24 protein-coding genes are annotated in these 24,199 nt (G+C 41.0%); 11 read left to right on the top strand and 13 right to left on the bottom strand.

Going from position 1 to position 24,199, the window contains the following annotated elements; all coding sequences use genetic code 11:
• Positions 1-79 precede the first annotated feature (79 nt).
• From NBH14_RS07410 to NBH14_RS07365, 10 genes are all read right to left on the bottom strand, one after another.
• Positions 80-2,026: a transglutaminase-like domain-containing protein gene (locus tag NBH14_RS07410; RefSeq protein WP_250817282.1), complete on the bottom strand. Its 1,947-nt coding sequence runs from the start codon at positions 2,024-2,026 to the stop codon at positions 80-82.
• A 52-nt stretch (positions 2,027-2,078) separates the two neighbouring features.
• Positions 2,079-2,954: a signal peptidase I gene (lepB, locus tag NBH14_RS07405; protein ID WP_186960825.1), complete on the bottom strand. Its 876-nt coding sequence runs from the start codon at positions 2,952-2,954 to the stop codon at positions 2,079-2,081.
• A 264-nt stretch (positions 2,955-3,218) separates the two neighbouring features.
• Positions 3,219-4,328, bottom strand: coding sequence for a 6-bladed beta-propeller (locus tag NBH14_RS07400; protein WP_186960823.1), 1,110 nt, complete (start codon positions 4,326-4,328; stop codon positions 3,219-3,221).
• Positions 4,329-4,559: 231 nt separating this feature from the next.
• The gene (locus tag NBH14_RS07395; RefSeq protein ID WP_186960822.1) at positions 4,560-4,811 is read right to left on the bottom strand and encodes an NVEALA domain-containing protein; all 252 of its coding nucleotides are present in this window, start codon (positions 4,809-4,811) and stop codon (positions 4,560-4,562) included.
• Positions 4,812-5,027: 216 nt separating this feature from the next.
• Positions 5,028-5,909 (bottom strand): DUF1573 domain-containing protein, encoded by an 882-nt coding sequence (locus NBH14_RS07390; RefSeq protein WP_186960821.1) that lies wholly within the window; start codon positions 5,907-5,909, stop codon positions 5,028-5,030.
• A 49-nt stretch (positions 5,910-5,958) separates the two neighbouring features.
• Positions 5,959-7,431 (bottom strand): DUF4221 family protein, encoded by a 1,473-nt coding sequence (locus NBH14_RS07385; RefSeq protein ID WP_250817280.1) that lies wholly within the window; start codon positions 7,429-7,431, stop codon positions 5,959-5,961.
• 100 nt (positions 7,432-7,531) lie between these two features.
• Complete coding sequence (locus NBH14_RS07380; protein ID WP_186960819.1) at positions 7,532-7,783, bottom strand: NVEALA domain-containing protein; 252 nt, start codon at positions 7,781-7,783, stop codon at positions 7,532-7,534.
• 218 nt (positions 7,784-8,001) lie between these two features.
• Complete coding sequence (locus NBH14_RS07375; RefSeq protein WP_186960818.1) at positions 8,002-8,883, bottom strand: DUF1573 domain-containing protein; 882 nt, start codon at positions 8,881-8,883, stop codon at positions 8,002-8,004.
• 8 nt (positions 8,884-8,891) lie between these two features.
• The gene (locus NBH14_RS07370) at positions 8,892-9,950 is read right to left on the bottom strand and encodes a BF3164 family lipoprotein (protein ID WP_186960817.1); all 1,059 of its coding nucleotides are present in this window, start codon (positions 9,948-9,950) and stop codon (positions 8,892-8,894) included.
• Between the two features lie 2 nt (positions 9,951-9,952).
• Positions 9,953-10,189 (bottom strand): NVEALA domain-containing protein, encoded by a 237-nt coding sequence (locus tag NBH14_RS07365; protein ID WP_186960816.1) that lies wholly within the window; start codon positions 10,187-10,189, stop codon positions 9,953-9,955.
• Positions 10,190-10,403: 214 nt separating this feature from the next.
• Between NBH14_RS07365 and NBH14_RS07360 the strand changes: the two genes are divergently transcribed.
• Positions 10,404-11,936 (top strand): hypothetical protein, encoded by a 1,533-nt coding sequence (locus NBH14_RS07360; protein WP_186960815.1) that lies wholly within the window; start codon positions 10,404-10,406, stop codon positions 11,934-11,936.
• Positions 11,937-12,108: 172 nt separating this feature from the next.
• On the opposite strand, the gene NBH14_RS07355 is transcribed toward NBH14_RS07360, so the two are convergent.
• Entirely contained in the window at positions 12,109-13,017 is a 909-nt protein-coding gene (locus NBH14_RS07355) for an Rpn family recombination-promoting nuclease/putative transposase (protein ID WP_186960814.1), read from the bottom strand.
• A gap of 281 nt (positions 13,018-13,298) precedes the next feature.
• On the opposite strand from NBH14_RS07355, the gene NBH14_RS07350 reads away from it, so the two are divergent.
• The 6 genes from NBH14_RS07350 (at position 13,299) to NBH14_RS07325 (ending at position 15,950) form a co-directional block, all read left to right on the top strand.
• A complete protein-coding gene (locus NBH14_RS07350; protein WP_186960813.1) occupies positions 13,299-13,904 on the top strand; it encodes a DUF4373 domain-containing protein in 606 nt (201 codons plus the stop codon).
• Positions 13,816-14,430, top strand: coding sequence for a DUF6633 family protein (locus NBH14_RS07345; protein WP_250817278.1), 615 nt, complete (start codon positions 13,816-13,818; stop codon positions 14,428-14,430). The genes NBH14_RS07350 and NBH14_RS07345 overlap by 89 nt, the downstream gene beginning before the upstream one ends.
• Complete coding sequence (locus tag NBH14_RS07340; protein ID WP_128135553.1) at positions 14,423-14,650, top strand: DUF4248 domain-containing protein; 228 nt, start codon at positions 14,423-14,425, stop codon at positions 14,648-14,650. Before NBH14_RS07345 ends, NBH14_RS07340 begins: the two co-directional genes overlap by 8 nt.
• Before the next feature lie 188 nt (positions 14,651-14,838).
• Positions 14,839-15,288, top strand: coding sequence for an N-acetylmuramoyl-L-alanine amidase (locus NBH14_RS07335; RefSeq protein ID WP_186960812.1), 450 nt, complete (start codon positions 14,839-14,841; stop codon positions 15,286-15,288).
• Positions 15,275-15,508, top strand: coding sequence for a hypothetical protein (locus NBH14_RS07330; RefSeq protein ID WP_250817276.1), 234 nt, complete (start codon positions 15,275-15,277; stop codon positions 15,506-15,508). The genes NBH14_RS07335 and NBH14_RS07330 overlap by 14 nt, the downstream gene beginning before the upstream one ends.
• Positions 15,492-15,950: a hypothetical protein gene (locus tag NBH14_RS07325; protein ID WP_186960810.1), complete on the top strand. Its 459-nt coding sequence runs from the start codon at positions 15,492-15,494 to the stop codon at positions 15,948-15,950. The genes NBH14_RS07330 and NBH14_RS07325 overlap by 17 nt, the downstream gene beginning before the upstream one ends.
• Positions 15,951-16,209: 259 nt before the next feature.
• Here NBH14_RS07325 and fabD read toward each other — a convergent pair whose 3' ends face one another.
• Positions 16,210-17,091: an ACP S-malonyltransferase gene (fabD, locus tag NBH14_RS07320; protein ID WP_186960809.1), complete on the bottom strand. Its 882-nt coding sequence runs from the start codon at positions 17,089-17,091 to the stop codon at positions 16,210-16,212.
• Positions 17,092-17,231: 140 nt separating this feature from the next.
• Here fabD and NBH14_RS07315 point away from each other — a divergent pair, with 140 nt between their 5' ends.
• The 3 genes from NBH14_RS07315 (at position 17,232) to NBH14_RS07305 (ending at position 20,609) form a co-directional block, all read left to right on the top strand.
• Positions 17,232-17,426, top strand: a complete 195-nt coding sequence (locus NBH14_RS07315; RefSeq protein WP_007652767.1) for a Sec-independent protein translocase subunit TatA/TatB — start codon at positions 17,232-17,234, stop codon at positions 17,424-17,426.
• 5 nt (positions 17,427-17,431) lie between these two features.
• A complete protein-coding gene (gene tatC, locus NBH14_RS07310; RefSeq protein ID WP_186960808.1) occupies positions 17,432-18,289 on the top strand; it encodes a twin-arginine translocase subunit TatC in 858 nt (285 codons plus the stop codon).
• A gap of 103 nt (positions 18,290-18,392) precedes the next feature.
• Positions 18,393-20,609: a GH92 family glycosyl hydrolase gene (locus tag NBH14_RS07305; protein ID WP_186960807.1), complete on the top strand. Its 2,217-nt coding sequence runs from the start codon at positions 18,393-18,395 to the stop codon at positions 20,607-20,609.
• A 300-nt stretch (positions 20,610-20,909) separates the two neighbouring features.
• Here NBH14_RS07305 and NBH14_RS07300 read toward each other — a convergent pair whose 3' ends face one another.
• Positions 20,910-21,773 (bottom strand): alpha/beta hydrolase, encoded by an 864-nt coding sequence (locus NBH14_RS07300; protein WP_186960806.1) that lies wholly within the window; start codon positions 21,771-21,773, stop codon positions 20,910-20,912.
• A gap of 137 nt (positions 21,774-21,910) precedes the next feature.
• Between NBH14_RS07300 and NBH14_RS07295 the strand changes: the two genes are divergently transcribed.
• Complete coding sequence (locus NBH14_RS07295; protein WP_186960805.1) at positions 21,911-24,172, top strand: monovalent cation:proton antiporter family protein; 2,262 nt, start codon at positions 21,911-21,913, stop codon at positions 24,170-24,172.
• The last annotated feature ends 27 nt before the right edge of the window (positions 24,173-24,199 follow it).

The raw sequence follows: 24,199 nt of genomic DNA, 5'->3' as shown, positions 1-24,199 counted from the left end.
TGTTTTTTCAGTCTGTCCGTAAAGATATTCATTCTTTATAAGCTTTGAAAATATTGTGTTGAATAATTATGACTTATTTTTACCACCAAACCTGTTTCCCCTTCTCATACGTAAATATCCGTTCCTCTTTTCCTCTGGTATGATTGCGTAGCCAGTATAAAGTACCTTGGGGGATCTGTTTATATATTAATAATTCATCCTGCTCTGCCGTTTGTTTTCCGGCAGAGGCCCATGCACCCGATTCATCTATATAGAAAAGTTCATAGAGATTACCTTTTCGTATTCCGTTGTCATCATTCCGGATGATATAGCGTATTTTGTTAATATGTGCCGGCTTGGATAATGCCAGACCTGCCCAACTCATGCTGTCGCGTGTGTGGAAGAAGGTGAGAGGGTCTCCGTCGAATACATTATATTTGGTTGCATGCGGGTTGTAGATGCTGGTGTTGTCTGTTCCGATAATTTCCCCTTTTAGTATTTGCTGACTATTTGTATCGTAAAATTCCAGTTCAGCCATATTTCCCCGTAGATTGGGAGAAGACTGGTATCTGTAATATTTGTAACTCTTTTTAGGATTCACCTCGATAGTGGTATACTTGAAACTTGGAGCTTCTGTGAACGTATATAAATCTTCCGCTATCCGGAAATCCGCATAATCCGATCCCTGGAATCTGCCACCAACGAATGCCGGAGGTATGGCTTCGAGATGTTTGGGTTCGCGGTATTTGCGTTCGAGGTACAGGTCTTCTTTTTCTCTCCGGCATTTGAAAAGAGTAACCTTTCCGGTAGAATCGACGACAAAGGGAGAACTTAACGGTTGCAAAGAGTTATCCTCATAACTGTTGACCTGATAGATTATATCAGGACCGATATGGTTGAATGTCACTTTCTTATCGGATATCTTTCCCCAATCTACCGGGAACCACCCTTGCGGATCGAATACGCATAGATAGGCATATTTATTGTGGCAGGTTCTATTCAAAGGGATGGATACGGTCTGCGGATGAATAGCAGGAAAATGGTCCGTAATATCTTTCATGAAAGGATTTTTGAAGAATGCAGGAATTTCTTCTTTAGATGTATTTGTCATCACTAAAGAAGTCTGTTGTATGGAAAATGTTTTCTGATAGACTTTCGGTATGCCATCAAAACGTTTGAGATGATCTCCCGGATGGTGCTCACCTCCAGCAAAATCATAATAGTTTCCGTCTTCGCCATTTAGAAGGTTGAACGCGTGGCTATTATTGCTATGTCCCCAATGCGGAATACTTCCTGTTGTAACAGGTATCCCTACAGATCGCATGGCATATATTGCCAGGTTGGTATAGTCCCCGCATAAACCGAATTTTATATGGATAAGGCTACTGGGTTTTATGTCCGCCGGTTTTGGGAAATCGTTAAAGACATGGATCGGTAATTTAATCAGTTCATTATTGATAGCAATACAGGCATCGCGGGTGGTCAATATGCTATCTGTTAATAATCCGGAAAAGGCATTATAGTATTCTTCCCTCCATATCTCCGGCAATTCGTTTCCAATCCGGTAGGGGAGTATCCATTCGCAAAACTCATCAAAAGAAAGATGTTTGTTCCAGGGTTTTTGCCATACTTGAAAAGCTGCATCTATCTGTGTAATCAGGAAATTTGCATTTAGTTGTTGCAAGTCTGCTTGTTGCTTAGCGTCGTCTTGTTGGTGTTTGTTGTTTGTCCTATAAGTGTCATTTATAGTCTGCTGGTCGTATTCTTCTTGTTTTATCTGGTATGCAGAGTCGATAAACTGGTGGAATTTATCAATTCGATCTCCTTCCTGATAGTATTTTCCCAACATATTCCGTATCAGAAACCTTGCAGCATCTTCTTTCTGTTTATCTCCTTGATAATGTTGTATAACTTTTTCAAGTTGCTGCCGGTTATTTCCTGCGGTTTGTAAGGCTAATTCCAATTGTCTATTGTTGGTGTTGCTGCATCCCGATAAAAGAAACAGATACAGCCCAAGTACAATTGTGGCAAACAGATTTAATTTCATATTACTGTAATTTTGATACATATATGGTGGAATTGCTTTATAATCAATTCTATTAGTGAATAATTTTCAAAAATCTGTCCCTTCTGAATTTATCCGTATATGGGTCTACCGATTTCCATATAATCCATGCTTTCCCGACAATATATTCTTCAGGTAGTAATCCCCAATAGCGTGAATCCTGTGAGTTTAGGCCTTTGTCGCCTGCCATGAAATAATAGTTTTCTTGGAAACGATATCCGTAGATCGGCTTTCCGTTAAGAAAAGTCGTAGAATCCTTGTATTGAAGACTACCCTGTTGTTCCCATTCGATCAGTTTTTTATATAACCGGAAGTTTGTACGATCTAAAGTAACGGAATCACCTTTTGCCGGTATATAGAGCGGTCCGAAATCTTTGATGTTCCAACCGATGATGCTGTCGAATGGGAAACTCTGGAATATACCGTCTTGAAATTTCTCAGTTGCTGCTATTCCTTTTTGTGACTCCATATTGCCGAGAGGCGTTTGTACGCCTTCCACATGAAAGAATCCGTTTCGGATGAATAGGGTATCTCCCGGTATTCCGACACACCGTTTGATATAATATTTGAGTATATGCATTTCAATTTTATCCCAACTGTTTGGATGCGGAAAATTGAAAACCAGAATATCATTGCGTTTTATCTTATTGAAACCTGGAATGCGATAAATATCTGTCTGTTCGTTTCTCATGGAGGCAAACAGGTTGAATATGCGAGGTCCAACGGTCGGTTTCCAGACAAGTATATTGTCTCCTGTAATTAATCCCGGTTCCATCGAATCGCTGGGGATTTTGAAAGAAGCAAAGATAAATACCTGTAAAACAAACCATAGAGTAACTGTCATACATAGCCAGAAGACTATATTGATGGCTTTGTTGATCAGGTTATGTATTTTTCTATGCTCTTTCATCGAATTAATAGCTTTTTATACTGTCGTTTTCAATAAAAAATATCCGTTGGTTAACGAGCTTTTCCGGAATAGTGAACCATTGTTTCCATCTTTATCCGTATAAAAGGGAGCAATAATATTTCTCAATTTGCTCCCATCCGGTGAATCGGCAACCATGAAGATGTTATCTCCAACAACGTTTTTGAAATAACAAACGGTATCATTTTCCTGCTTAGGAGATACAAAAATCTTACACATGTTAGTACGGAGATCATGTATTTATCACTAATTAAGTTTCATTAAACATATAACAGGATTATCTTCTTCATTTATATTTTCACTGATAATTTTAAGTTCAGGAATTTTAGAATTTGGATTACGTTTTAGGATAGAAGAATTTAATGCTGTAATAAAATAGTCTTTAAAAGTGTTTTTTACAATACCTACTCCCGTTAGGCCAGTATGCCTTATAAATTCAGGCAATGCATATTTATATGATTGACCTGTTGTTTTATTATAGAAGCCGATATAAGCATTTGCACCTTGCGCACAGTATCCAATACTAACATAATTATTTGTTTCTCTTACATTCTGAGCTGATATATACTCTGTTTTTACTATTGCTGAATAATTCCGTCCAGCTTCGCGGTCTATCCATTCTTGTGGTGCGAATTTATGAATACCAAGGTCCAGTTGATAAACCGGAATAATATTAGAAGATGTTACTTTGTATATTGTTGAAATATGGGAAAGATTGAAATAACAATTTTGATTTAGTGTGTAAAAAAGAGAACCAGAGAAAATAGGATATTGTAACTCTATATCCATTGGATATAATAGGTTTAACTCATTTAACTGTGAGTCGGTTATTTTTATAAAATATTTCTCTTTGTTTTTTGAATTATATCCACCCAGAAAAAACCATGCAATATTTCCATCAGACAACCAACAACAATCTACAAAGTAAAATATAGTCTTTGTTTTTATATGTTTGTAATCGCTTAATTTATAATAAATTATTCTGTTTTGTCCACTATCTGCAATGGTAATAATTCCTTTTTCTTTATTAATGTGAAAATTGCAAATTAATCGATATTCACCTGGTCCATTACCTTTATTTCCTATTTGTGTAATAAATTTACCTGATATATCGAAAACTAATAGTTTATCACCGCCACTATTGACATAAATATAATTGTCTTCAATTACTATTTGTTTTGTGCCATTGATGAGACAATCATCAGATGTTTCTAATGGTATAAATTTATAAGAAATAATATCGTTTATATCTAGTTTATTATTTTCATCGAAAAATAGTGTTTCAATATTTGTATTTTGTTCATTTCTAGAGCATGAACAGAATATCAGTATAGATAGTAGTAGAAAAAGTTTCATATTATATAAATAAGGTGATTTGTAAATGATTTGAATATAGAGGGCTGAACAAAAAGCTGAGATTGTAGACAATTATCTCCTCTACAGGTATCTGCAGCAAGGGGAAAAGTCGACTTTTGGGACTTTTGGTTCAACCCTCCTAATAATTTTAGTATTGTATTAGATATTGTTAATATATATCTAAATACAGATATTCAGTACACAATCAATTTATTTGACATGAAGTCGATATTATGCGCAAACGCTGTGTCCTCCAGATGTGCAAGATGTTTTTAATCTAGGTGGAGAATAGTCAAAATCCCAAGTTTTGTATAAAATCCATGTGTTAAAGCCATCTATGTCTGGATATTCTGCAGAAGCCAACGCTTCCACATTAGCCAGTGCCAAGTCTGACAGTTCTACCTCGTCCTGACTCTGGCTGTAATTCCAGCCTGCTGTAGCTGCTATCGCCGCTAGAGCCATGATACCGAATAACTTTTTCATATCCGTATATGTTTAATTGTTTATTAAAATTATTATTTAATCAGGCTATTTTCTATCTTTGCCTACTATTCTTCAGATTAGATAGCCGAATGACACCTGTATCATTCTGTTTTGTCGGTTATGTTACCATGATATACCTCCTTTCTGTATTGCAAGGGGACTTCGGGAGTTTGCTTGTACAATTCGAGGTCGTGCAGCAAACTCCCATTCGTTCGATCACCGAACATTCCCCTTTATCTTTGCTTTGACAGGCTGATTGTTAATACTATTGTACTTGATCGTAACGACTTCATCGAAGAAACCTGTGTCTTTCGGTGTCATCTTAATTCCTACCCGAAGAGATTCTCCGGGTTTTGCAGGTCGTTTGTCATAGGTGGCTGCTGTGCAGCCACAGGTGGTACTTACGTCCACTATCACAAGGGGATTGTCCCCGGTGTTTTTTATTTCTATGGTTGTCTCTTTTACTTCCGATTTGTCGAAAGTACCGAAGTCGATTTCTGCCTTTGTTGTTTCGGCGGTTGTTTTAGGAATATTCTTGTTCGGACTGTCTTTGCCTGTGATCTGTTTCAGATACAGGTCTTTCACAGCCGTGTTATGTACCGGATTTCCTAATACAGTGACTTTATTGTCCTTATCCAACAAGAATGTCTGGAAAGTTATGTCTGCCGGGAATTTGTTCAGTTTGTTTAGTCGATCGTCTATATCAATACAGATAGGGCGATCGAATGCGTCTCGTTTCAGGAGGTAACGTATTTCTTTGGCATCTTTTGGATGCATGAAGAAGAGGAAAGGTACTTTTCCTTGTGTTATTGAATCAGTGTATTCGATCAGTTCCTTCCATTTATGAAGTTGCAGTTTGCAACTGGTGCAACCGATAGAGTCTACATATATTAATACCTTGTATTCAGATTGTGGGATTTGGAAATCCGTAGTATCTTTCAGATAGCGTGTGAAGGTCAGGTTTTCAGGGAACTGTATTTGTTTCCCTTGCCATTCGCTGACCAGATGCGCAATCTTATTTTCCTTCTCTTTCTGCTTGTTGTGGCAGGAGAAGAGTAGTAATACTAGTGTTAATATGGTTAGATTCCAGGCTTTCATATCGTTTGCTAAATCTTAAATTCTATGATAGGGTTATGTTTTTTAGTTTTTATTTTTTTTGTGATAAATATTCTTTTTTGTTGAAATTAACATGAAAACTAAATATTGAATTTGGCTCTACGCGCTTTATTAATTTAGCTATACGTATGGCTTCATTTCTAAGGGATTTATTATCAGTTGTTGTTGCAATGTCAGAAATTTTGCAATTAATTATTGCTCCAGAACTGTCGCTATCTAAAATAATAAAAACAGCGCCTTCTACGTTATTTTCCAATTCAAGAGTAGGATAAACTAAATTTTTAGTAATAAAATTTTTTATGTTATCTGTTGATATAATTTCGATAGAATTATGTACTGTCGGTTTTTCTATTGCTGGTGTTGTCTCTGTTTTATGAGGAATTTCTATTTTTTTTACAGGCATAATATATGGAGATGTGATAATCATATAGGAATATTTATCCTCATATAATCCTGCCATAAATTGGAATATTAGACCTTTTTCTGTTATGTTGAATATCGGATATAGATTTGTAGGTAATTTTATTTCTGATATTTTTTGAAGATTTTCAGAAATGATAGTTAAGTATGTTTCTTTATTGTTGAAAACAGATATGTCGTTACTTTTATCCGTGTGTATACGATAAAATATATTCCTGTAATGATCGTATTGTAATCCATGAAAAAATAAGGAGTGAAAATAATGATCTAACTGTTTTTTTATATTTGCATTTTTATCAAGTTGTTCAGATTTGTTTTTGGTGAAATTACTTGTGATATTGTATGAGCTTATTGTTTTATTTTTTTTGTCAAATGAATATACATTAGAAGAGTAACTAAAATTATAGATGATTTTGTTATTGGCAATTAATGGGTTTGGTTTGGAAAGTTTTCCATAATACTCGTTGCTGAAATTGTCTGGATAAGTAATTGGAAATAATGAGATTTCTTCACTATTTATATCTATACTAGCTAAGCAATACTTACCTTTTAGTTTAAATGGGTCTAATGTGCTTATAGGAACTATCAATTTTTTATCGTTAGAGTCATATGTTATGTCTTCGAAGTTGCTAATTGATATATTATTAGGTGCATCCAATAAGTAATCTTTGTTGTTTAAATTATTGGTTAGTATTTCTTTTGAGATTTTTTTTATAATATGCCCGTTGTGATCAATTATTGTGTAATTGGATTCATTTTGTGTAATAATAAACTCATTTGTAACAATAAATGAGTTTATATTAGGTATTCCATCGGCACCTTCTTTTTGTAGTTTTATCTTAGATGTGAAATTTTGTGTAGTGAAATCAAAAATATCTATTGTATGTTGATGAATATTATAAGCGTAAAGCTGATCGTTATAAATTCGATTTTTTAATGAGGTATAATTTTGCATATAATTCTCATTGATATTGACGGATAATGTGTCAATATTAATTAAAGAGGAACTTATGATGGTTTCAGTTTTATCCTTAGGTGTATTACATGATATTAGAAATACAACACATAGAATAATTTGTGACATTTTGTTGAAATGTATTATCTTCATATGAAATAGTAAATAATGATTTATAAATCAGGTATGAAGATTATGAGTAAAGGCTTCATACCTGATCAAATATCGATTAACAACTTGTATCTAATGTTATGTTCATGCTTGTACATCCTTCTGCATGAAGTGCATCGAGACATGCGTTATATCTTGTTTGGCAGCAATAAGTATAACAAGTCTTACCGCTACCTTCATTTCTGGCCAACGCTTCTATATTGGCAAGAGCCAAGTCGGACAGTTCCACTTTGTCTTGGTTCTGACAGAAATTCCAGCCAGCTGCAGCTGCTATCGCCGCTAGAGCCATGATGCCGAATAACTTTTTCATATCCGTATATGTTTAATTATTTATTAAAATTATTATTTAATCAGGCTATTTTCTATCTTTGCCTACTATTCTTCAGATTAGATAGCCGAATGACACCTGTATCATTCTGTTTTGTCGGTTATGTTATCATGATATACCTCCTTTCTGTATTGCAAGGGGACTTCGGGAGTTTGCTTGTACATTCTTGCCAGAGATGCAGCAAACTCCCATTCGTTCGATCACCGAACATTCCCCTTTATCTTTAGTTTAACATGTTGATTATTCAAGCTGTTATACTTGATCGTAACGACTTCATCGAAGAAACCTGTGTCTTTCGGTGTCATCTTAATTCCCACCCGAAGAGATTCTCCGGGTTTCGCGGGTCGTTTGTCGTATGTGGCTGCTGTGCAGCCGCAGGTGGTACTTACGTCCACTATCACGAGGGGAGTGTCCCCGGTGTTTTTTATTTCTATGGTTGTCTCCTTTACTTCCGATTTGTTGAAAGTACCGAAGTCGATTTCTGTCTTTGTTGCTTCGGCTGTTGTTTTCGGTATGTTTTTATTCGGACTGTCCTTACCTGTAATCTGTTTCAGATACAGTTCTTTCACAGCTGTGTTATGTACCGGATTTCCTAATACAGCAACTTTATTGTCTTTATCCAACAAGAATGTCTGGAAAGTTATGTCTGCCGGGAATTTGTTCAGTTTGTTTAGTCGATCGTCTATATCAATACAGATAGGGCGATCGAATGCGTCTCGTTTCAGGAGGTAACGTATTTCCTTTGCATCTTTTGGATGCATGAAGAAGAGGAAAGGAACTTTTCCCTGTGTTACTGAATCAGTGTATTCGATCAGTTCCTTCCATTTATGAAGTTGCAGTTTGCAACTGGTGCAACCGATAGAGTCTACATATATTAATACCTTGTATTCAGATTGTGGGATTTGGAAATCCGTAGTATCTGTCAGATAGCGTGTGAAGGTCAGGTTTTCAGGGAACTGTATTTGTTTCCCTTGCCATTCGCTGACCAGATGCGCAATCTTATTTTCCTTCTCTTTCTGTTCGTTGTGGCAGGAGAAGAAGGTGGTTGCTATTAATAATATGTAAAGATAAAAGGCTTTCATATCGTTTGCTAAATCTTAAATTCTATGATCGGATCATCGCTTTTCACCTCGGTGGCAACGATCGTGTTTGTTTCTTCGTTGATATCTATACTGTTGATGCGACGATCCAGTTCGTATCTACGTACCGGATTACCTTCCAGATCGAATACATAGATATACTTTGCTCCGTTTTCAGGTTCTTTTCCTTGCTTGATAGCAGCAATTTTGTCATCGAACTTAATGCCTTGAAAAACAGCGTAGATGTATTTGTTTGTCACCTTTATATCGCTAAACCCCATAATTCCGGTGGGAACGCCTGTGCCGTCTTTTGCCGTTTTGTATTGCGGTTCACCTGCGGGACCATAAAGGACTTTATGAGTGTTATCTTTCAGATTGAAGATTTCAAATACTTCCCCCAGTTGGGTAGCTATTGTCAGGATACCGTTGTCGGGATTGTAATCCATAAAACTTCTCCATGCCTGAGCGAGTGCCGGACGAACGGTGTTTTCATCGATCGTTTCGCCTGGGATTTCTCCGATGCTTTTGACCGGCTTACCGTTGCTGTCGACTTCCCAATACCGGAACTCTCCCATGTAATCCGGAATGAAAAACCCCGATTCCATCGTATGAAAGTCCAGTGAACGTACTAATTCCTTATCCAGCTTGATCTCTTCGACGCGCTCCGCTGAGCCGGTAGCCGGAGATATTTTCCAACGTGTAATCTCCATTTTATTGGCGTCGATCGCCCATAAAGAGTCTAAGGAGTTGAATTGGATATTTTCAGCAGAAAGCATTTCTTCTGGTCCTTCCCCGCGTTTGCCGAAGGAGGCGAGATGCTTCCATCTGGGATAGGTAAAAGCATGCAGGAAATGATCCATATTATGCAGGTCCATCACCACGGCAATACTATCCCTGACCGCTACCCGGAATGGGTAACGGAGCAGGACAGTATCCAGGTCTGCGACCTGTGCCTTGATCGCCTTTGTTTCAGGAAAGTCAGCGTACCGGGGGAAAGGGGTTTGCTGATTTCCGGAACAGGCGGCAAGGGTACTAATACCTATTAATAATATGGAGGGGAGAGATTTCATTGTTAGTCTAAACTATAACCACTGTATTTAACTTCAACTTTGTCTCCGTAACAGTCGACTTCGCCCCAATTATAACATTGAAAGTTTTCGTCAGGTAGGCCGTTTTCATCCCAAGCCAAGGCTTCGATATTTTCGAGTACCAAATCTTCCATTGATTTTTTTTCTGAATTAATGTGACTAAAATACCAAGCACCGAATAATGATAAAAGAATAAATCCTGTTTTAATTGTTTTTTTCATATACTTTTTTATTTAAGTTGATTAACTTTGTTCTAAGAATGATTATCAGGCATCCTTTGATTTATCGCAAAGGTATGTAATAATTTGATAGAAAGATGGATGTGAGAAATACTATAAATATTAATCGTTTGAAAAATAACTGTTTAATTGCAAATTTGTTAGTAAATTGTCAGAAAGTGATTAGAAATCTGTTAGTAAAAGAAAGGAGAATAATATGAAAATAATAATAAAGTTTAGCAAAACACTGGTGATCGGATTTGTTTTTATAGTTATTATCGTTTTATTGGTGTTGTGGTTTATGGATATTTATCGTAGTCAGAAAGAAAAACTACACTCAGAAGCTTTTATATTTTTTACAGAGGCCATGCAAAAAGAAAAGAAACAACGAATCACAGTCCGAAAAAAATATTATGATTCTCAAAAGTCTCTGAATGATTTTTCGGAGGAGGAGAAAAATGCTTGGTTTAATCAAGACTATCTTGCAGACAAAGATTCGAACCGGTATGTACTGGACAGTCTTTTCCATCAAATACTACTGGAACATAATATTCAGGCTGAAACAGCAATACGCTGTATAAGGAATGGAAAATCATTTGATTCTTCAACAGATAGTACCTTATATGAGGTGGCTAAGTTTTTGGGGCCGATCGTCTGCAAGAAAGATAAAGATGCAGAGAAGGATATAACACTTTTAGCTTACGTAAATATTCCTGCTCGAACTGTTTTGAACCGAATGGGATGGTTTCTGACAATACCTTTTGGGTTGCTGATTTTGGTAGGATTAGTTTGGGTATATTTAAGGAAACAGGCAGAATCATTTAATCGACAACAAGCTGAATTGATAAAACAAAAAGAAGCTGAACTGCTAGAGTTGAAAGAGGCTGAATCACTTAAATTGCAACAGGCAGAATCTGTTAATCGACAGCAGGCTGATTTGATAAAACGAAAAGAAACTGAACTGCTAGAGTTGAAAGAGGCTGAATCACTTAAATTGCATCAGGCAGAATCTGTTAATCGACATCAGGCAGAATTGATAGAACGAAAAGAAGCTGAACTGCTAGAGTTGAAAGAGGCTGAATCACTTAAATTGCATCAGGCAGAATCAGTTAATCGACAACTGGCTGATTTGATAAAACGAAAAGAAGCTGAACTGCTCGAGTTGAAAGAGACTGAATCGCTTAAATTGCAACAGGCAGAATCGGTTAATCGACAGCTGGCTGATTTGATAGAACGAAAAGAAACTGAACTGCTCGAGTTGAAAGAGGCTGGATCACTTAAATTGCAACAGGCAGAATCAGTTAATCGACAACAGGCAGAATTGATAGAACAAAAGGAAGCTGAAATATTAAAATTACAAAATAAGAGAACTTTTTTTATGTTGAAGAAAAATCCTTGGATAGCTTTGCCGTGTGATTTCTATTTTCATAAACAACAACGAATTCTACGTTTTCAGGAAAAATTATCTATTTCTTTGAAAGGTAATTCTTCAAAATTATTTAAGTGTTTTATCGAAGCAGAGAATTATAAATTAACACATAAGGATATTTGTGTCCATGTTTTGGGACGTTTGGTTGAAAGTAAGGTCTGTAAGTCGGATCAGGATTGTGTAGCTATGGCTATATCCCGTTTAAGAGAGAATCTGAGAGCATTTCCCTGTATTAAAATAGAGTCGGACTGGGGGACCGGTTATCAGATGACTTTCTCCAACTATCAAAATGACACTACCCAACCGGGTAAATCGGATTAATATACCGGGTAAAATAAAATACCCTACCGGGTAATATTTTTTAACGTATCAAAGCGATTTTCAAAATCGCTATTCACTATCAAAATGGCAATTTGGGATTTTGTATGTATTGCTATAAAAATCCCGGCGAGAAGAGCCTCCCCGGGAATATGTTTTATGCCGTGTCAGGTCTTTAGAGCTGTTCTATTTCTTCTATCGACAAGCCGGTAGATCGTGCAATAATGAGAGGGTCGACTCCGTTCTGCTTCAGGTTTATAGCTATAAGTCGTTGTTGCTCTGCTTTCCCTTCTGCTCTCCCTTCAACTATTCCTTCCGCTTTCCCTTCCGCTATTCCTTCGGCCCGGCCTTCAATCCATCCGGTCTTGATCACACTGCGTTGATAACGTATAGCTTCCATGTCTGCATAATATTGTCGTCTGTCTTTCTCGTCTAACTGGTCTATCCGCAATCGTTCGCGTGCTTCTTGTAAACCGTGAACCGTACTGTTTTTATCGATCTCGCCGGTTTTCAGGAAAGCAATCCATTCGTCCAAAGGCGTTTTAGCCTGTTGGTTAAAACCGTCTACCCGTAATACGTAATATTCAGGGAAAATATCTCCGGCTTCGTGTCGTACAAACTGTTCACGTTGGCGTACGGACAACTGAAGAATGTCATTGTAATGGATTCCTTTAAAGCAGGTACGACCATGATAGACATAGTCTTTGCCTTGCCCTAATTCAAAATAAACGATGTTGATTGAATATACTTTACGAATAACACCATATTCCTGGCCTTCATTGATATAATCGGTAATGGCTTTGGATGCTCCGTATAACATACGATGGAAATAATCCAGTTCACGGTTGTTCTGTACCTCAATGATGATGAGTTCCCCTTTGCTGTCTTCTGCCAGCATATCTACCCGGTTGAACTTATCATCGACACTATCCTTGTTGCTTTCGCTTTCCAGCATTTTGACAATACGTATTTCTTGCCCAAGTAAAGTGGACAAAAAGCCTTCCAACACAACAAAGTTTGATTTATTACGTAAAAGGCGCTTTACGGCCCAATCGAAACGGACCAAAGCAGAATCATTTTTCATAGTTGTTCATATTTAAATTGTTACGATACAAAGATATGCTTTTTTTTAATCTAAAAGCATATTATCCTGATTTTTACCGGATAAATAGGATATAAAAATATATTTGTCTATGTTTACCGCATAAAGAGTCTAAGGGTTGAATTTTAAACGGGAGTTTGGAGTTCAACTTTTACTGTTTTTGTACACGCCAAAGACTTTTATTGTAAATCACTTCCTTTCTTTCGCACCGGATTTGTTAACCGTTGGTGCTTCAGGTAATCAACATTTTAAAAATTAAAATTATGGCTAGACCATTAAAAAAAGGACTGGGCTATTTTCCGCTGGATACGGACCTGTATTCGGACAGGAAAATACAACGCCTGCTCCGAAAGTACGGGTGTAAGGGCATCTGTATTTATTTAGCGATCCTTTGTGAAATTTACCGGGAGAAGGGGTATTATATCTCTTATGACAGTGATTTCTGTTTCGATATCTCTGTTATCCTGGGGTTGGACGAGGCTACGGTCAGTGAGGCGGTCCTTTATTGTATAGATCTTCAGTTGTTCGACAGGGAACTGCTGGAATACCGGCAGGTACTTTCTTCGCTGGCGATACAGAGACGCTTCCGGGAGATCAGTAAAAGACTCGGAATAAAGATCGATCCGGATCTCGAAATACCGGATAATTGGGCGAATGAAGGGGTTATTGTTGCAGAAACCCCGGTTATTGCAACAGAAACTCCGGTTTCTGTAACGAAAACCCCGGAAAATGGAAATGGAAATCAAAATGTAAATCAATCTACACAATATGGAAAATCAAATGAAACTCGATTTTCAGACGATAACGGAGAAGCTGCCCGACGGGAAGAACTCCTCCGCATGGCTGAAGAAGCAACAAGAAGTTGCTGATATGACGGCTCGTTACGGGAATGCGGAGAAATTCCTGAATACGTTTAAACCGGATATGCAGGTAATGGCCGCCCGTTATACCGAGCGTGCTTATTTCGGTACGGCTCCCATGTTGGAAACGGTTTGCCTGGGGTATGGCGAGCTGGTGGTCATGGTGTTTATATGCGCTCTGCTGGAAGATATTAACCTGTTTGTTGGGGTGAAAGAGAAAATGCCGGTCAACCGCCAGCGCGAGTTGTCGCGTCTGGTGTTGGCGGAATATCCTTATCTGAAGGTGACGGAATTGCTGCTGTTTTTCCATCGGCTGAAATGCGGGCGTTACGGCCGTTTTTACGGGATGGTGGATGCGTTGACTGTCACCAGTGCGCTGATGCAGTTTATGGGCGAACGCCTGACGGAGACAAACCGTTATAAGGCGGCACGAAAGAAGGAGGAGAAACCGGAGAATGTGTCGTCCGGCGGTATCACTTACGAGGAATATTTGCAACTGAAAGAAAAACAACAAAAACAAAATGATCATGGATAAGAGCAAGGTATGGGGGCATACGGAACTGGCCCGGTTGTATTTCCCGGGTATTTTACCGAAATCGGCTTCTGCACAGTTGTCGTTGTGGATCAGACGGGATGAAGAGTTGCTGGATGATCTGAAGAAAGCGGGTTACCGCAAGGGACAGCGTATGTTTACGCCGCGCCAGGTGGAGATACTGGTGGATCATCTGGGCGATCCTGAGACCTGGAATATTTGATAATAAATAAACGAAGCGGGACGGTGAACGTGTTCGGGTTCAATCCTTGTCTCTTTACCTGAATACTCCGGTTCCCGGTAAAATCTGTTTTATTCCCTCTTATTCCCTGCTATTCCCATTTAAACCGATTCCATACTTTCCCCTTCCTGTACATTTGCTTTCACATTAACGATAAACAGAATTGAATCATGAGAAAAATTAATCTGATTGTTTTGCATTGTTCGGCTACCCGTGAGACGATGGAGTATACGCCGGAACAGCTGGAACGTGACCATAAGGCGCGTGGTTTCTTTTCGGCCGGTTATAATTATTATATCCGCCGTTCGGGTGAGCTCGTGCCGATGCGTCCGCCGGAGCAGATTCCGGCACATGTGAGAGGGTATAACGCGTTCAGCTTGGGGATTTGTTACGAAGGTGGGCTGGATGCCGGCGGGCATCCGAAAGATACGCGTACGGAGAGGCAGAAATTGTCTATCAGGGGATTGTTGTTGCTGCTGCTGGTGCAGTATCCGGGATGCCGGATCTGCGGGCACCGTGATTTGTCGCCCGACCGGAATGGCGACGGGAAGATCACGCGGGATGAATGGTTGAAAGAGTGTCCTTGTTTTGATGCGGAGGAGGAGTATGGGATATTGTAAAAGAAGGGGTTGGCCGCTTAGTTGCCAGTTATGGGTGGCGGTTTTGTTGTCGCTGGCAGGTGTTGTATTGTTGTTTATGGGGTTTTGGTGCAGTCCGGCAGGGGAGATACATAACTCGGTGTTGGTGGGATTCGGTGAGGTGTCGACGTTTTCAGGGGCGTTGTTCGGGGTGGATTATAGTTATAAATATAAGATCAGAAGGGATGAGAAAGAAGAGTAAAGGATTGATCGGGTGCTTTTTGTGTATGCTGGCGGTCGGCAGTGGCTGTGTTGCGGGGAGGAAAACGGTGGCGGAGCGGACGTTCGGGGAGAGGGATTCGTTGATTGTGGAACGGTACGACAGCTTGTGGGCGGAACGTGTACGGAAGTCTGATATGCAAACGACGCTCCGGTGGGAGGAGGTCTCGTTTTCGGCTCCTGACAGCAATGGCAGGCAGCACGTAGGGCAAATAAGGCGTGCTGTGGCGGACTGCCGGCAGGTATCTGTCAGTCAGGATACACTGCTCTCACTTTCGCGACAGGAAGGCCGCCGGCTGCGGGAAACAGTGGCTACGGAGCAGAAAGAAAGCGGCTGGTCGCTGGGGCGCTTGCCGGTTTGGTGGGTGCTGGGTGGGGGAGGGGTATTGTTGTTGGGAGTTTGGTTTGTGTTTAGAAAAAGGTGAATCTTTTATCCTATTCAGGCGCCCCTCTTTCTGTCATGGCGGGCTTGACCCGCCACCTCATCCTACTGGTTGATTATTAGTTAAGTATGAGGTCCCGGGTCAAGCCCGGGATGACAGAGCTGGCGCTCTGATATAAAAAAGATAGTTCAAATATGATAAGTATTGAATCATTAAGTACATTGTAGAAGTCATATTTAAGAATAAAAAAAGGTTGGCAATATTCTTTTGCCAACCTTTTTTATATACATGGATTTGTCGCTTATTGCATACCTTCTGTAGTCATTTCTTTATTGATTTTCTTGACTAATCCTTGCAGTACGGCACCCGGTCCTAATTCGATGAAATGGTCGGCACCGTCGGCGATCATGTTCTGAACGCTTTGAGTCCAACGAACCGGAGCTGTCAGCTGGGCGATCAAGTTGGCCTTGATTGTTTCAGGATCGGTTTCACCTTTTGTGCTTACGTTCTGGTAAACAGGGCAAGAAGGTTCGTGGATTGGAGTCGCTTCGATAGCGGCAGCCAGTTCGGCACGGGCCGGTTCCATCAGCGGAGAGTGGAACGCACCCCCTACTTTCAGCTTCAATGCACGTTTTGCACCGGCAGCCAGCATCTTTTCGCAGGCAGTGTCGATACCGGGGATTGAACCGGAGATAACCAGCTGACCCGGACAGTTGTAGTTTGCACAAACAACTACTTCGTCTGTAATACTTGCGCAGATTTCTTCAACTGTTGCATCCGGCAAAGCCAGTACGGCAGCCATCGTAGAAGGAGTGGCTTCGCAAGCTTTCTGCATAGCCATGGCACGTTTGGAAACCAATACCAGACCATCTTCAAAAGATAGTGCTCCGGCTGCAACAAGTGCAGAGAACTCACCCAGGGAGTGCCCGGCTGTCATATCCGGTTTGAACTGGTCGCCTAAAGTTTTAGCGAGGATAACCGAGTGTAAGAATATGGCAGGCTGTGTAACCTTGGTTTGTCTCAGATCTTCGTCTGTTCCTGCGAACATCAGATCTGTAATGCGGAAACCGAGAATTTCGTTTGCTTTCTCAAACATCTCTTTTGCAAGGGGATTGTTATCGTAAAGGTCTTTTCCCATTCCGACAAACTGTGCACCCTGACCGGGAAATACATAAGCTTTCATCTTTCTAATCTTTTTCTAATTTCAGTTTTTTAAGACGGTGCAAAGGTAATAAATTTAGAATAATGGAGTGACTATTCGTTACAAATAGTATCTTTGCCCCTATTAAAAGGAGAATATTAACGACTAATATTTATAATATCATGAACGAATTACTATTTTTAGGAAATTTAGGTACAGGCGAAATCGTTATCATCGCTATTGTTGTGTTGTTACTTTTCGGTGGAAAGAAAATCCCTGAACTGATGAAAGGTATCGGTAAAGGTGTGAAGAACTTTAAAGACGGTGTAAAAGGATTAGAAGACGACATTAAGCTGGACGACAACGATAAGAAGTAGACGAAATGGAAGAATTGGAACAAGATGAAATGTCCTTCTGGGACCACCTGGAAGAACTTCGTTGGACTTTATTCCGTTCTATTCTGGCGCTCTTTGTTTTTGCTATCGGTAGTTTTGCTTTTATGCGTGATATCTTTAATCACGTTATCACGGCACCTTGTCGTTCCGATTTTATTCTTTATCAGTGGTTGTGTGAATTAAACCAATGGATGATCAATGTAAGTCCCTGGTTGGATGTATTGCCGGATTTCTGTAATGATGATTTTCATGTGGAGATTATCAATATCAAACTGGCATCCCAGTTCTTCACTCACATGACAACTTCTTTTTGGCTGGCTTTGGTTCTGACTTTTCCTTACTTGATGTATGAAGTATGGAAGTTTATCAGCCCGGCTTTGTATGATAATGAAAAGAGGAATATTCGTTGGGTATTCTTTTTCGGAACAATTATGTTTTTCTTCGGATGTGCAGTGGGATATTTTATGGTATTCCCGATGACGCTCCGCTTTTTGGCAACCTATCAGCTGAGTCCTGACATTAAGGAACAGGTTTCCCTGGATTCGTATATGGATAACTTCCTGATGCTGATCTTTGTGATGGGGATTGTGTTTGAAATGCCGTTGGTATCGTGGTTGTTGTCGAAGCTGGGATTGCTGCACAGAGGATTTTTCCATAAGTACAGGCGCCATGCCATTGTGGGATTGCTTGTTGCCGCAGCATTTATAACACCAAGTAGCGATCCGTTTACACTGAGTGTCGTGTTCTTCCCGCTTTACGGTTTGTACGAATTAAGTGCATTCTTTGTAAGAAAACCGCCGGAAGAAGAACCGGATGAAGAGGACGAAGAAGAAAATGAAGGTTAATAAACCATAGACATTGGAATTTAGTTATAGAAAGAGACGTACATTGTTTAAATGTTACGTCTCTTTTTGTATATTTGTCAAGACTTAAACAATTTATAAACAAATGAGGCACATCACTTTATTGGCGGTCTCCTTGCTGGCTTTGATGGCCTGCACGCCGGAGAAACAACAGGAGGCGGATTATGCGCAGTATGTTAATCCTATGATCGGTACTGATTTTACCGGGAATACTTATCCGGGAGCACAGGCTCCTTTCGGTATGGTGCAGTTAAGTCCTGATAACGGGTTGCCCGGATGGGACCGTATCTCAGGCTATTTTTATCCGGATACGACGATTGCCGGTTTCAGCCATACGCATCTTTCCGGTACCGGGGCAGGGGATTTATATGATATTTCCTTTATGCCGGTGACCCGTCCGTATAAAGAGGCTGAAGCACCGCTGGGTATTTATTCCACTTTTTCACATAATGACGAGGCTGCTTCGGCCGGTTATTACCGGGTGTTGCTGAAAGACTATAATATTAATGTCGAATTGACGGCTACCGAACGCTGCGGTATCCAGCGTTATACGTTCCCAAAGGCAGAAGCTTCCGTTTTTTTGAATCTGAAGAAAGCGATGAACTGGGATTTCACGCTTGATTCTTATATCGAGGTGGTCGATTCCGTTACTATCCGCGGTTACCGTTTTTCACAAGGATGGTCGCCCGACCAGCATGTCTATTTCCAGACCCGTTTCTCCAAACCGTTTGTTGCTTACCATATGGATACAACGGCGATTGTGACGAAGGATAAAGGCCGTATCGGTACAGCCTATGTAGCCCGTTTCGATTTCAATACGGAAAAGGACGAAGAGATTCTGGTGAATACGGCTATTTCGGGTGTGAGCATGGAAGGTGCGGCAAAGAACCTTCAGGCAGAAGTGCCGGTCAACGATTTTGACCGTTATCATACGGAGGCTGTTGCCCGCTGGAACAAAGAATTGTCGAAGATCGAAGTGAACGGCAATAATACAGATGACCTGGTTAAGTTCTATACCGCCATGTATCATACGATGATCGCCCCGACTATTTTCAGTGATGTGGACGGCTCGTATTATGGTCCGGATAATCAGATACATAAGGCTGACGGTTGGAATAATTATTCGACCTTCTCTTTGTGGGATACTTTCCGGGCAGCCCATCCGTTGTACACTTATACGGACCCGAAACGTGTGAACGATATGATTCAGGGTTTCCTGAAATTCTACGAACAGAATGGCGCCCTTCCTTTGTGGAACCTGTATGGGCATGAAACGAATATGATGATCGGTTATCACGCTGTTCCTGTGATTGTGGATGCTTACCTGAAAGGTATCAGTACTTTTAATCCGGAACTGGCTTTACAGGCATGTGTTGCTACGGCTAACCGGGATGATTACCGGGGTATTGGGGAGTATAAGAAGTTGGGATATGTACCGGCTAACAGTGATCCGGAAAAATGGGAAAACTGGTCGTTGTCCAAAACAATGGAATATGCTTATGATGACTATTGCATTGCCCGTATGGCGGAAAAGATGGGAAAGAAAGCGATTGCGGATGAATTCTATAAACGTTCACAGAACTATCGCAATGTCTATAATCCTGAAACGACCTTTATGCAGCCGCGTGATGAAAAGGGTAATTTCGTAACTCCGTTCAATGCGAAAGATTATACGGAAGATATCTGCGAAAGTAATGCATGGCAGTATTTCTGGTATGTTCCGCAGGATCTGGACGGCTTGATCGGTTTGCTGGGCAGCAAGGAGCGTTTCACGGAAAAGCTGGATAGCATGTTTACGTATGCTCCGGATGCGAAAGAAGACCTGCCAATTTTCAGTACAGGTATGATCGGACAATATGCGCATGGTAACGAACCGAGCCATCATGTTATTTATCTGTATAATAAGGTGGGACAACCCTGGAAGACGCAGAAGTATGTGGCTCAGGTTTTGCATGATTTGTATCTGAATGCTCCGGATGGTATCTGTGGTAATGAAGATTGCGGACAGATGTCGGCCTGGTTCGTTTTCAGTGCGATGGGATTTTATCCTGTCGATCCGGTAGGCGGACAGTATGAGATAGGAACACCTTTGTTCCCGGAAGTAAAAATGCATTTGGCGGATGGTAAAGTATTCAAGATTTTAGCTCCGGGAGTAAATGCGGAGAATATCTATATCCAGTCAGTCAAACTGAATGGCCAGCCTTACGACAAGAGCTATATCACCCACGACCAGATCATGAGCGGCGCAACGCTTGAGTTTGAAATGGGAAATCAGCCAGGTCCGGTTTGGTATAAGAAATAATGAGTTGATGGGTAATAGTTCCATTATAGAAAAAATGAGCCAATATGCCAATTTAGAAATAATTGAACTTAATGTATCAAGTTTCTATATGGTCCACAGATGACGCAGATTGGACAGATGAGCACAGATTTTTATTTTAATTTTAAACGTTGATCTGTGCTCATCTGCTTTATCTGTGTCATCTGCGTGTCATTGTGAAGCTAAGCAGTAGCGTGCCTTCAGGCGCAAGAATGTGAGTATGTAATTGTTGTGCATAGTGGGGCGCACCGGTATGTTTTGGGGGTATCTTGGTACTGATTACTATTGATCCCTCCGGAATGCTCCGCTGACAAATTCCAGGACGTTGGGCAATGCCGTGCGCCAGTATAACCAGGTATGTCCGCCGCCTCTGACACGAAATTCATGCTTCATCCCTTTCTCCCGCATGATCTTATGGGCCTGGAAATTACCATCCAGCAGGCCGTCTTGGTCTCCGCAGTCGATGTAATAACGGATGCGGGGCAGATTCTCTTTATCCAGTTCGGAAAGCATTTTTAAGACGCTGTTTTTGTGCCAGTAATCCAGTCCGGGACCGAACAGGCGGCCGAAGAGGTCTTTGTGGGATTCAGCCTGGCGGCGTTCCATCACGCTGTCGTCGAAAATAGCGGCACTAAGCGGGGCGCAGGCGGAAAACATATCCGGATGATGCAGGGTGTAAAGGAACGAACCGTAACCTCCCATCGACAGTCCGGCGATGGCACGGAACTCTTTGTTACTGCGGGCGCGGTAGGTCTTTTCGATGTGGGGAATCAACTCTTCAAAAAACATGTCTTCGTAGGGTACCTTCCCATCGTATTGGTTGATATACCAGGTATCCCAGGCATCCGGCATGACAACGATCATAGGCACGGCCTGGTCGCTACAGATGGCGCGGTCGGTAATTTCCTGCATCTGCCCGGTTTGTATCCACATGGTTTCATCATCGGTATAACCGTGCAGCAGGTAAAGCACTGGATAATAACGTTCGGAGCTGTTGTATCCGTCCGGAAGATAGATCGAGTAGGAGACTTCTTTTCCTAACTTTTTACTTTGGAACTTGACCGATTCATGAACGGTACTTTGCGCGAATCCTGCTAAATTAAAACAGAAACACAGAACAAGAAAGAGAATAATCTTGTTTTTCATATACTAACAGATTTAAGTAAATAGATAGATGTTTTTATTTATTTCTAGCAAAGTTATAAAAAAGCATCGGCTGTACTTGATAAAATACGGAAAAATGTTATTTTTGTTAGCTAACAGATTAATCAATAATATAGTGTATGTCGCATTTACCTGATTTGATTTCCGATCTTGCATTGATTCTTATATCCGCAGGGATAATTACTTTATTATTTAAATGGCTGAAACAACCCCTGGTGCTGGGGTATATCGTCGCCGGTTTACTGGCCGGGCCTTATGTACAGATTTTTCCTACGGTTGTAGACATTGAAAATATTAATTTGTGGGCGGAGATGGGAGTCGTCTTCCTGCTGTTTGCCCTGGGACTTGAGTTTAGTTTCAAAAAGTTGATGAATGTCGGTTCTACCGCTTTTATTACAGCGATGACCGAGGTGATAACGATGCTGATCGTCGGTTATCTGGTCGGGCATCTGCTGGGATGGTCTACGATGAATTCCATATTTCTGGGCGGGATGCTGTCGATGTCGTCGACAACGATCATTATAAAGGCTTTTGATGACCTTGGGTTGCGGAGCCAGCGGTTTACGGGGATTGTGTTCGGGACATTGGTCGTCGAGGACCTGGTTGCCATTATTATGATGGTCTTGCTTTCAACGATGGCGGTGAGCCAGGAGTTTGCCGGGGAGGAAATGATCGGTAGTATCCTGAAGGTCGCCTTTTTCCTGATTCTCTGGTTTCTGGTAGGTATATTTATTATTCCGGCTTTCCTGAAAAAGGTGAAGAAGCTGATGAATGATGAAACGTTGCTGGTTATTGCACTGGGTCTGTGTCTGGGAATGGTGGTGGTAGCGACGAAAACGGGTTTCTCGGCTGCTTTGGGGGCCTTTATTATGGGGTCTATCCTTGCCGAAACGATAGAGGCGGAGCGCATCGAACATATTATCAAGCCTGTCAAGGATTTGTTTGGCGCCATCTTTTTCGTGTCGGTAGGTATGTTGGTCGATCCGGCTGTCCTGGTGCAATATGCATGGCCTGTCATTCTGATCACGTTGGTGACGATCGTGGGGAAGGCTTTCTTTTCGTCTTTCGGAGTACTTTTGTCCGGACAGCCGCTGAAAACATCTATTCAGTCGGGTTTCAGTCTGGCTCAGATCGGTGAATTTGCTTTTATCATTGCGGCTTTAGGGGTGTCGTTGAAGGTACTCGACGAGTATGTTTATCCGATTATCGTTGCCGTGTCGGTGATAACGACTTTTACGACTCCTTATTTTATCCGTTTGTCGGGACCGTTTGCTGAGTGGCTGTACAAGGTATTGCCGGATAAGACACGCGATTTTCTGGACCGCTATTCTTCCGGAACGAAAACGATCAACCATGAAAGCGACTGGCGTAAGCTATTAAAGATTTATGTAGGAAAGATATTGATTCATTCGGTGTTGCTGACGGCTATCTTGTTACTTTCCACCCAGGTTATTCATCCGTTGCTGATAGAAAAATTTCCGGCAATGGAGATGTGGGGGAGTATCGTTATGAGTGTGCTGACGTTGATACTGATGGTTCCTTTCCTGTCCGGGCTGGTGGCGAACAAGAATAATTCGCCGGAGTTGTTTATGAGCCTGTGGAAGGATAATAAATATAATCATGGGAAACTGGTGGCGCTTGTGTTGTTCAGGGTGTTTGTCGCCATTCTGTTTGTTTCGATCGTGCTGATTAAATATTATCATGTGCAATATGGCATCGGAGCTATTATTGCAGTGGGAGTCCTGATCCTTGTTATTCTGTTCCGCCGCGACCTGAACCAGTATTCCAGGCTGGAAGCCCATTTTCTTACTAACCTGAACCGTAGGGAAGAGGTCGACCGGAAACGTAATCCGTTGAAGGCGAGTTTTAATAATCAGTTAAGTGATAAAGATATACACCTGGCCGTAGTTCCGGTTTCCCCTTGTTCTCCCTATGCAGGGAAAGCGCTGTCGGATTTGCCGCTTAGGAAGGAGTTTGGAGTAAGTATCGTAGAGATCATCCGTGGTGATCATAAAATCTATATCCCCGGTGGTTCCGATCATATTTATCCGCAGGATAAGGTGGTTGTGGTAGGAACCGACGAACAGTTAAAAGCCTTTCAGGCTAAGCTGGAAGATCAGGAGAACGGTTCCGATTGTTCGGTCGGGCAGCCGAAAGAGGTTACGGTCAATTCGTTTGTTGTCGATGACAGTTTTCCGTTCCTCGGACAAAGTATCATGCAGTCGAACGTAGGCCGGCGGTACAACTGCCTGATTGTTGCGATCGAACGTAACGGGGATTCGCTGATGACGCCGGATAACGATACGGTGTTCGAACTGGACGATCTGGTCTGGGTAGTGGGCGATAAAAATAAGATACAGCAGCTGATAAAAGGGGAGTGAATCCATGTTATTAAAATGTAGAGATTA

The organism is Parabacteroides caecihominis, from assembly GCF_023656785.1.
GTDB lineage: Bacteria > Bacteroidota > Bacteroidia > Bacteroidales > Tannerellaceae > Parabacteroides > Parabacteroides segnis.
Note: the sequence above shows the minus strand (reverse complement) of the source record. Positions and strands in the feature narration are given on the sequence as shown.

What these genes read in the sequence shown, in the direction of transcription:
- NBH14_RS07355 (WP_186960814.1), bottom strand. Translation starts at nt 13,017, where the DNA reads ATGAAAAATGATTCTGCTTTGGTCCGTTTCGATTGGGCCGTAAAGCGC.
- NBH14_RS07305 (WP_186960807.1), top strand. Translation starts at nt 18,393, where the DNA reads ATGAGGCACATCACTTTATTGGCGGTCTCCTTGCTGGCTTTGATGGCC.
- NBH14_RS07330 (WP_250817276.1), top strand. Translation starts at nt 15,275, where the DNA reads ATGGGATATTGTAAAAGAAGGGGTTGGCCGCTTAGTTGCCAGTTATGG.
- NBH14_RS07375 (WP_186960818.1), bottom strand. Translation starts at nt 8,883, where the DNA reads ATGAAAGCCTTTTATCTTTACATATTATTAATAGCAACCACCTTCTTC.
- NBH14_RS07390 (WP_186960821.1), bottom strand. Translation starts at nt 5,909, where the DNA reads ATGAAAGCCTGGAATCTAACCATATTAACACTAGTATTACTACTCTTC.
- NBH14_RS07325 (WP_186960810.1), top strand. Translation starts at nt 15,492, where the DNA reads ATGAGAAAGAAGAGTAAAGGATTGATCGGGTGCTTTTTGTGTATGCTG.
- NBH14_RS07370 (WP_186960817.1), bottom strand. Translation starts at nt 9,950, where the DNA reads ATGAAATCTCTCCCCTCCATATTATTAATAGGTATTAGTACCCTTGCC.
- NBH14_RS07340 (WP_128135553.1), top strand. Translation starts at nt 14,423, where the DNA reads ATGGATAAGAGCAAGGTATGGGGGCATACGGAACTGGCCCGGTTGTAT.
- NBH14_RS07400 (WP_186960823.1), bottom strand. Translation starts at nt 4,328, where the DNA reads ATGAAACTTTTTCTACTACTATCTATACTGATATTCTGTTCATGCTCT.
- NBH14_RS07385 (WP_250817280.1), bottom strand. Translation starts at nt 7,431, where the DNA reads ATGTCACAAATTATTCTATGTGTTGTATTTCTAATATCATGTAATACA.
- tatC (WP_186960808.1), top strand. Translation starts at nt 17,432, where the DNA reads ATGGAAGAATTGGAACAAGATGAAATGTCCTTCTGGGACCACCTGGAA.
- NBH14_RS07360 (WP_186960815.1), top strand. Translation starts at nt 10,404, where the DNA reads ATGAAAATAATAATAAAGTTTAGCAAAACACTGGTGATCGGATTTGTT.
- NBH14_RS07315 (WP_007652767.1), top strand. Translation starts at nt 17,232, where the DNA reads ATGAACGAATTACTATTTTTAGGAAATTTAGGTACAGGCGAAATCGTT.
- fabD (WP_186960809.1), bottom strand. Translation starts at nt 17,091, where the DNA reads ATGAAAGCTTATGTATTTCCCGGTCAGGGTGCACAGTTTGTCGGAATG.
- NBH14_RS07300 (WP_186960806.1), bottom strand. Translation starts at nt 21,773, where the DNA reads ATGAAAAACAAGATTATTCTCTTTCTTGTTCTGTGTTTCTGTTTTAAT.
- NBH14_RS07395 (WP_186960822.1), bottom strand. Translation starts at nt 4,811, where the DNA reads ATGAAAAAGTTATTCGGTATCATGGCTCTAGCGGCGATAGCAGCTACA.
- NBH14_RS07345 (WP_250817278.1), top strand. Translation starts at nt 13,816, where the DNA reads ATGAAACTCGATTTTCAGACGATAACGGAGAAGCTGCCCGACGGGAAG.
- NBH14_RS07365 (WP_186960816.1), bottom strand. Translation starts at nt 10,189, where the DNA reads ATGAAAAAAACAATTAAAACAGGATTTATTCTTTTATCATTATTCGGT.
- NBH14_RS07380 (WP_186960819.1), bottom strand. Translation starts at nt 7,783, where the DNA reads ATGAAAAAGTTATTCGGCATCATGGCTCTAGCGGCGATAGCAGCTGCA.
- NBH14_RS07295 (WP_186960805.1), top strand. Translation starts at nt 21,911, where the DNA reads ATGTCGCATTTACCTGATTTGATTTCCGATCTTGCATTGATTCTTATA.
- NBH14_RS07350 (WP_186960813.1), top strand. Translation starts at nt 13,299, where the DNA reads ATGGCTAGACCATTAAAAAAAGGACTGGGCTATTTTCCGCTGGATACG.
- NBH14_RS07410 (WP_250817282.1), bottom strand. Translation starts at nt 2,026, where the DNA reads ATGAAATTAAATCTGTTTGCCACAATTGTACTTGGGCTGTATCTGTTT.
- lepB (WP_186960825.1), bottom strand. Translation starts at nt 2,954, where the DNA reads ATGAAAGAGCATAGAAAAATACATAACCTGATCAACAAAGCCATCAAT.
- NBH14_RS07335 (WP_186960812.1), top strand. Translation starts at nt 14,839, where the DNA reads ATGAGAAAAATTAATCTGATTGTTTTGCATTGTTCGGCTACCCGTGAG.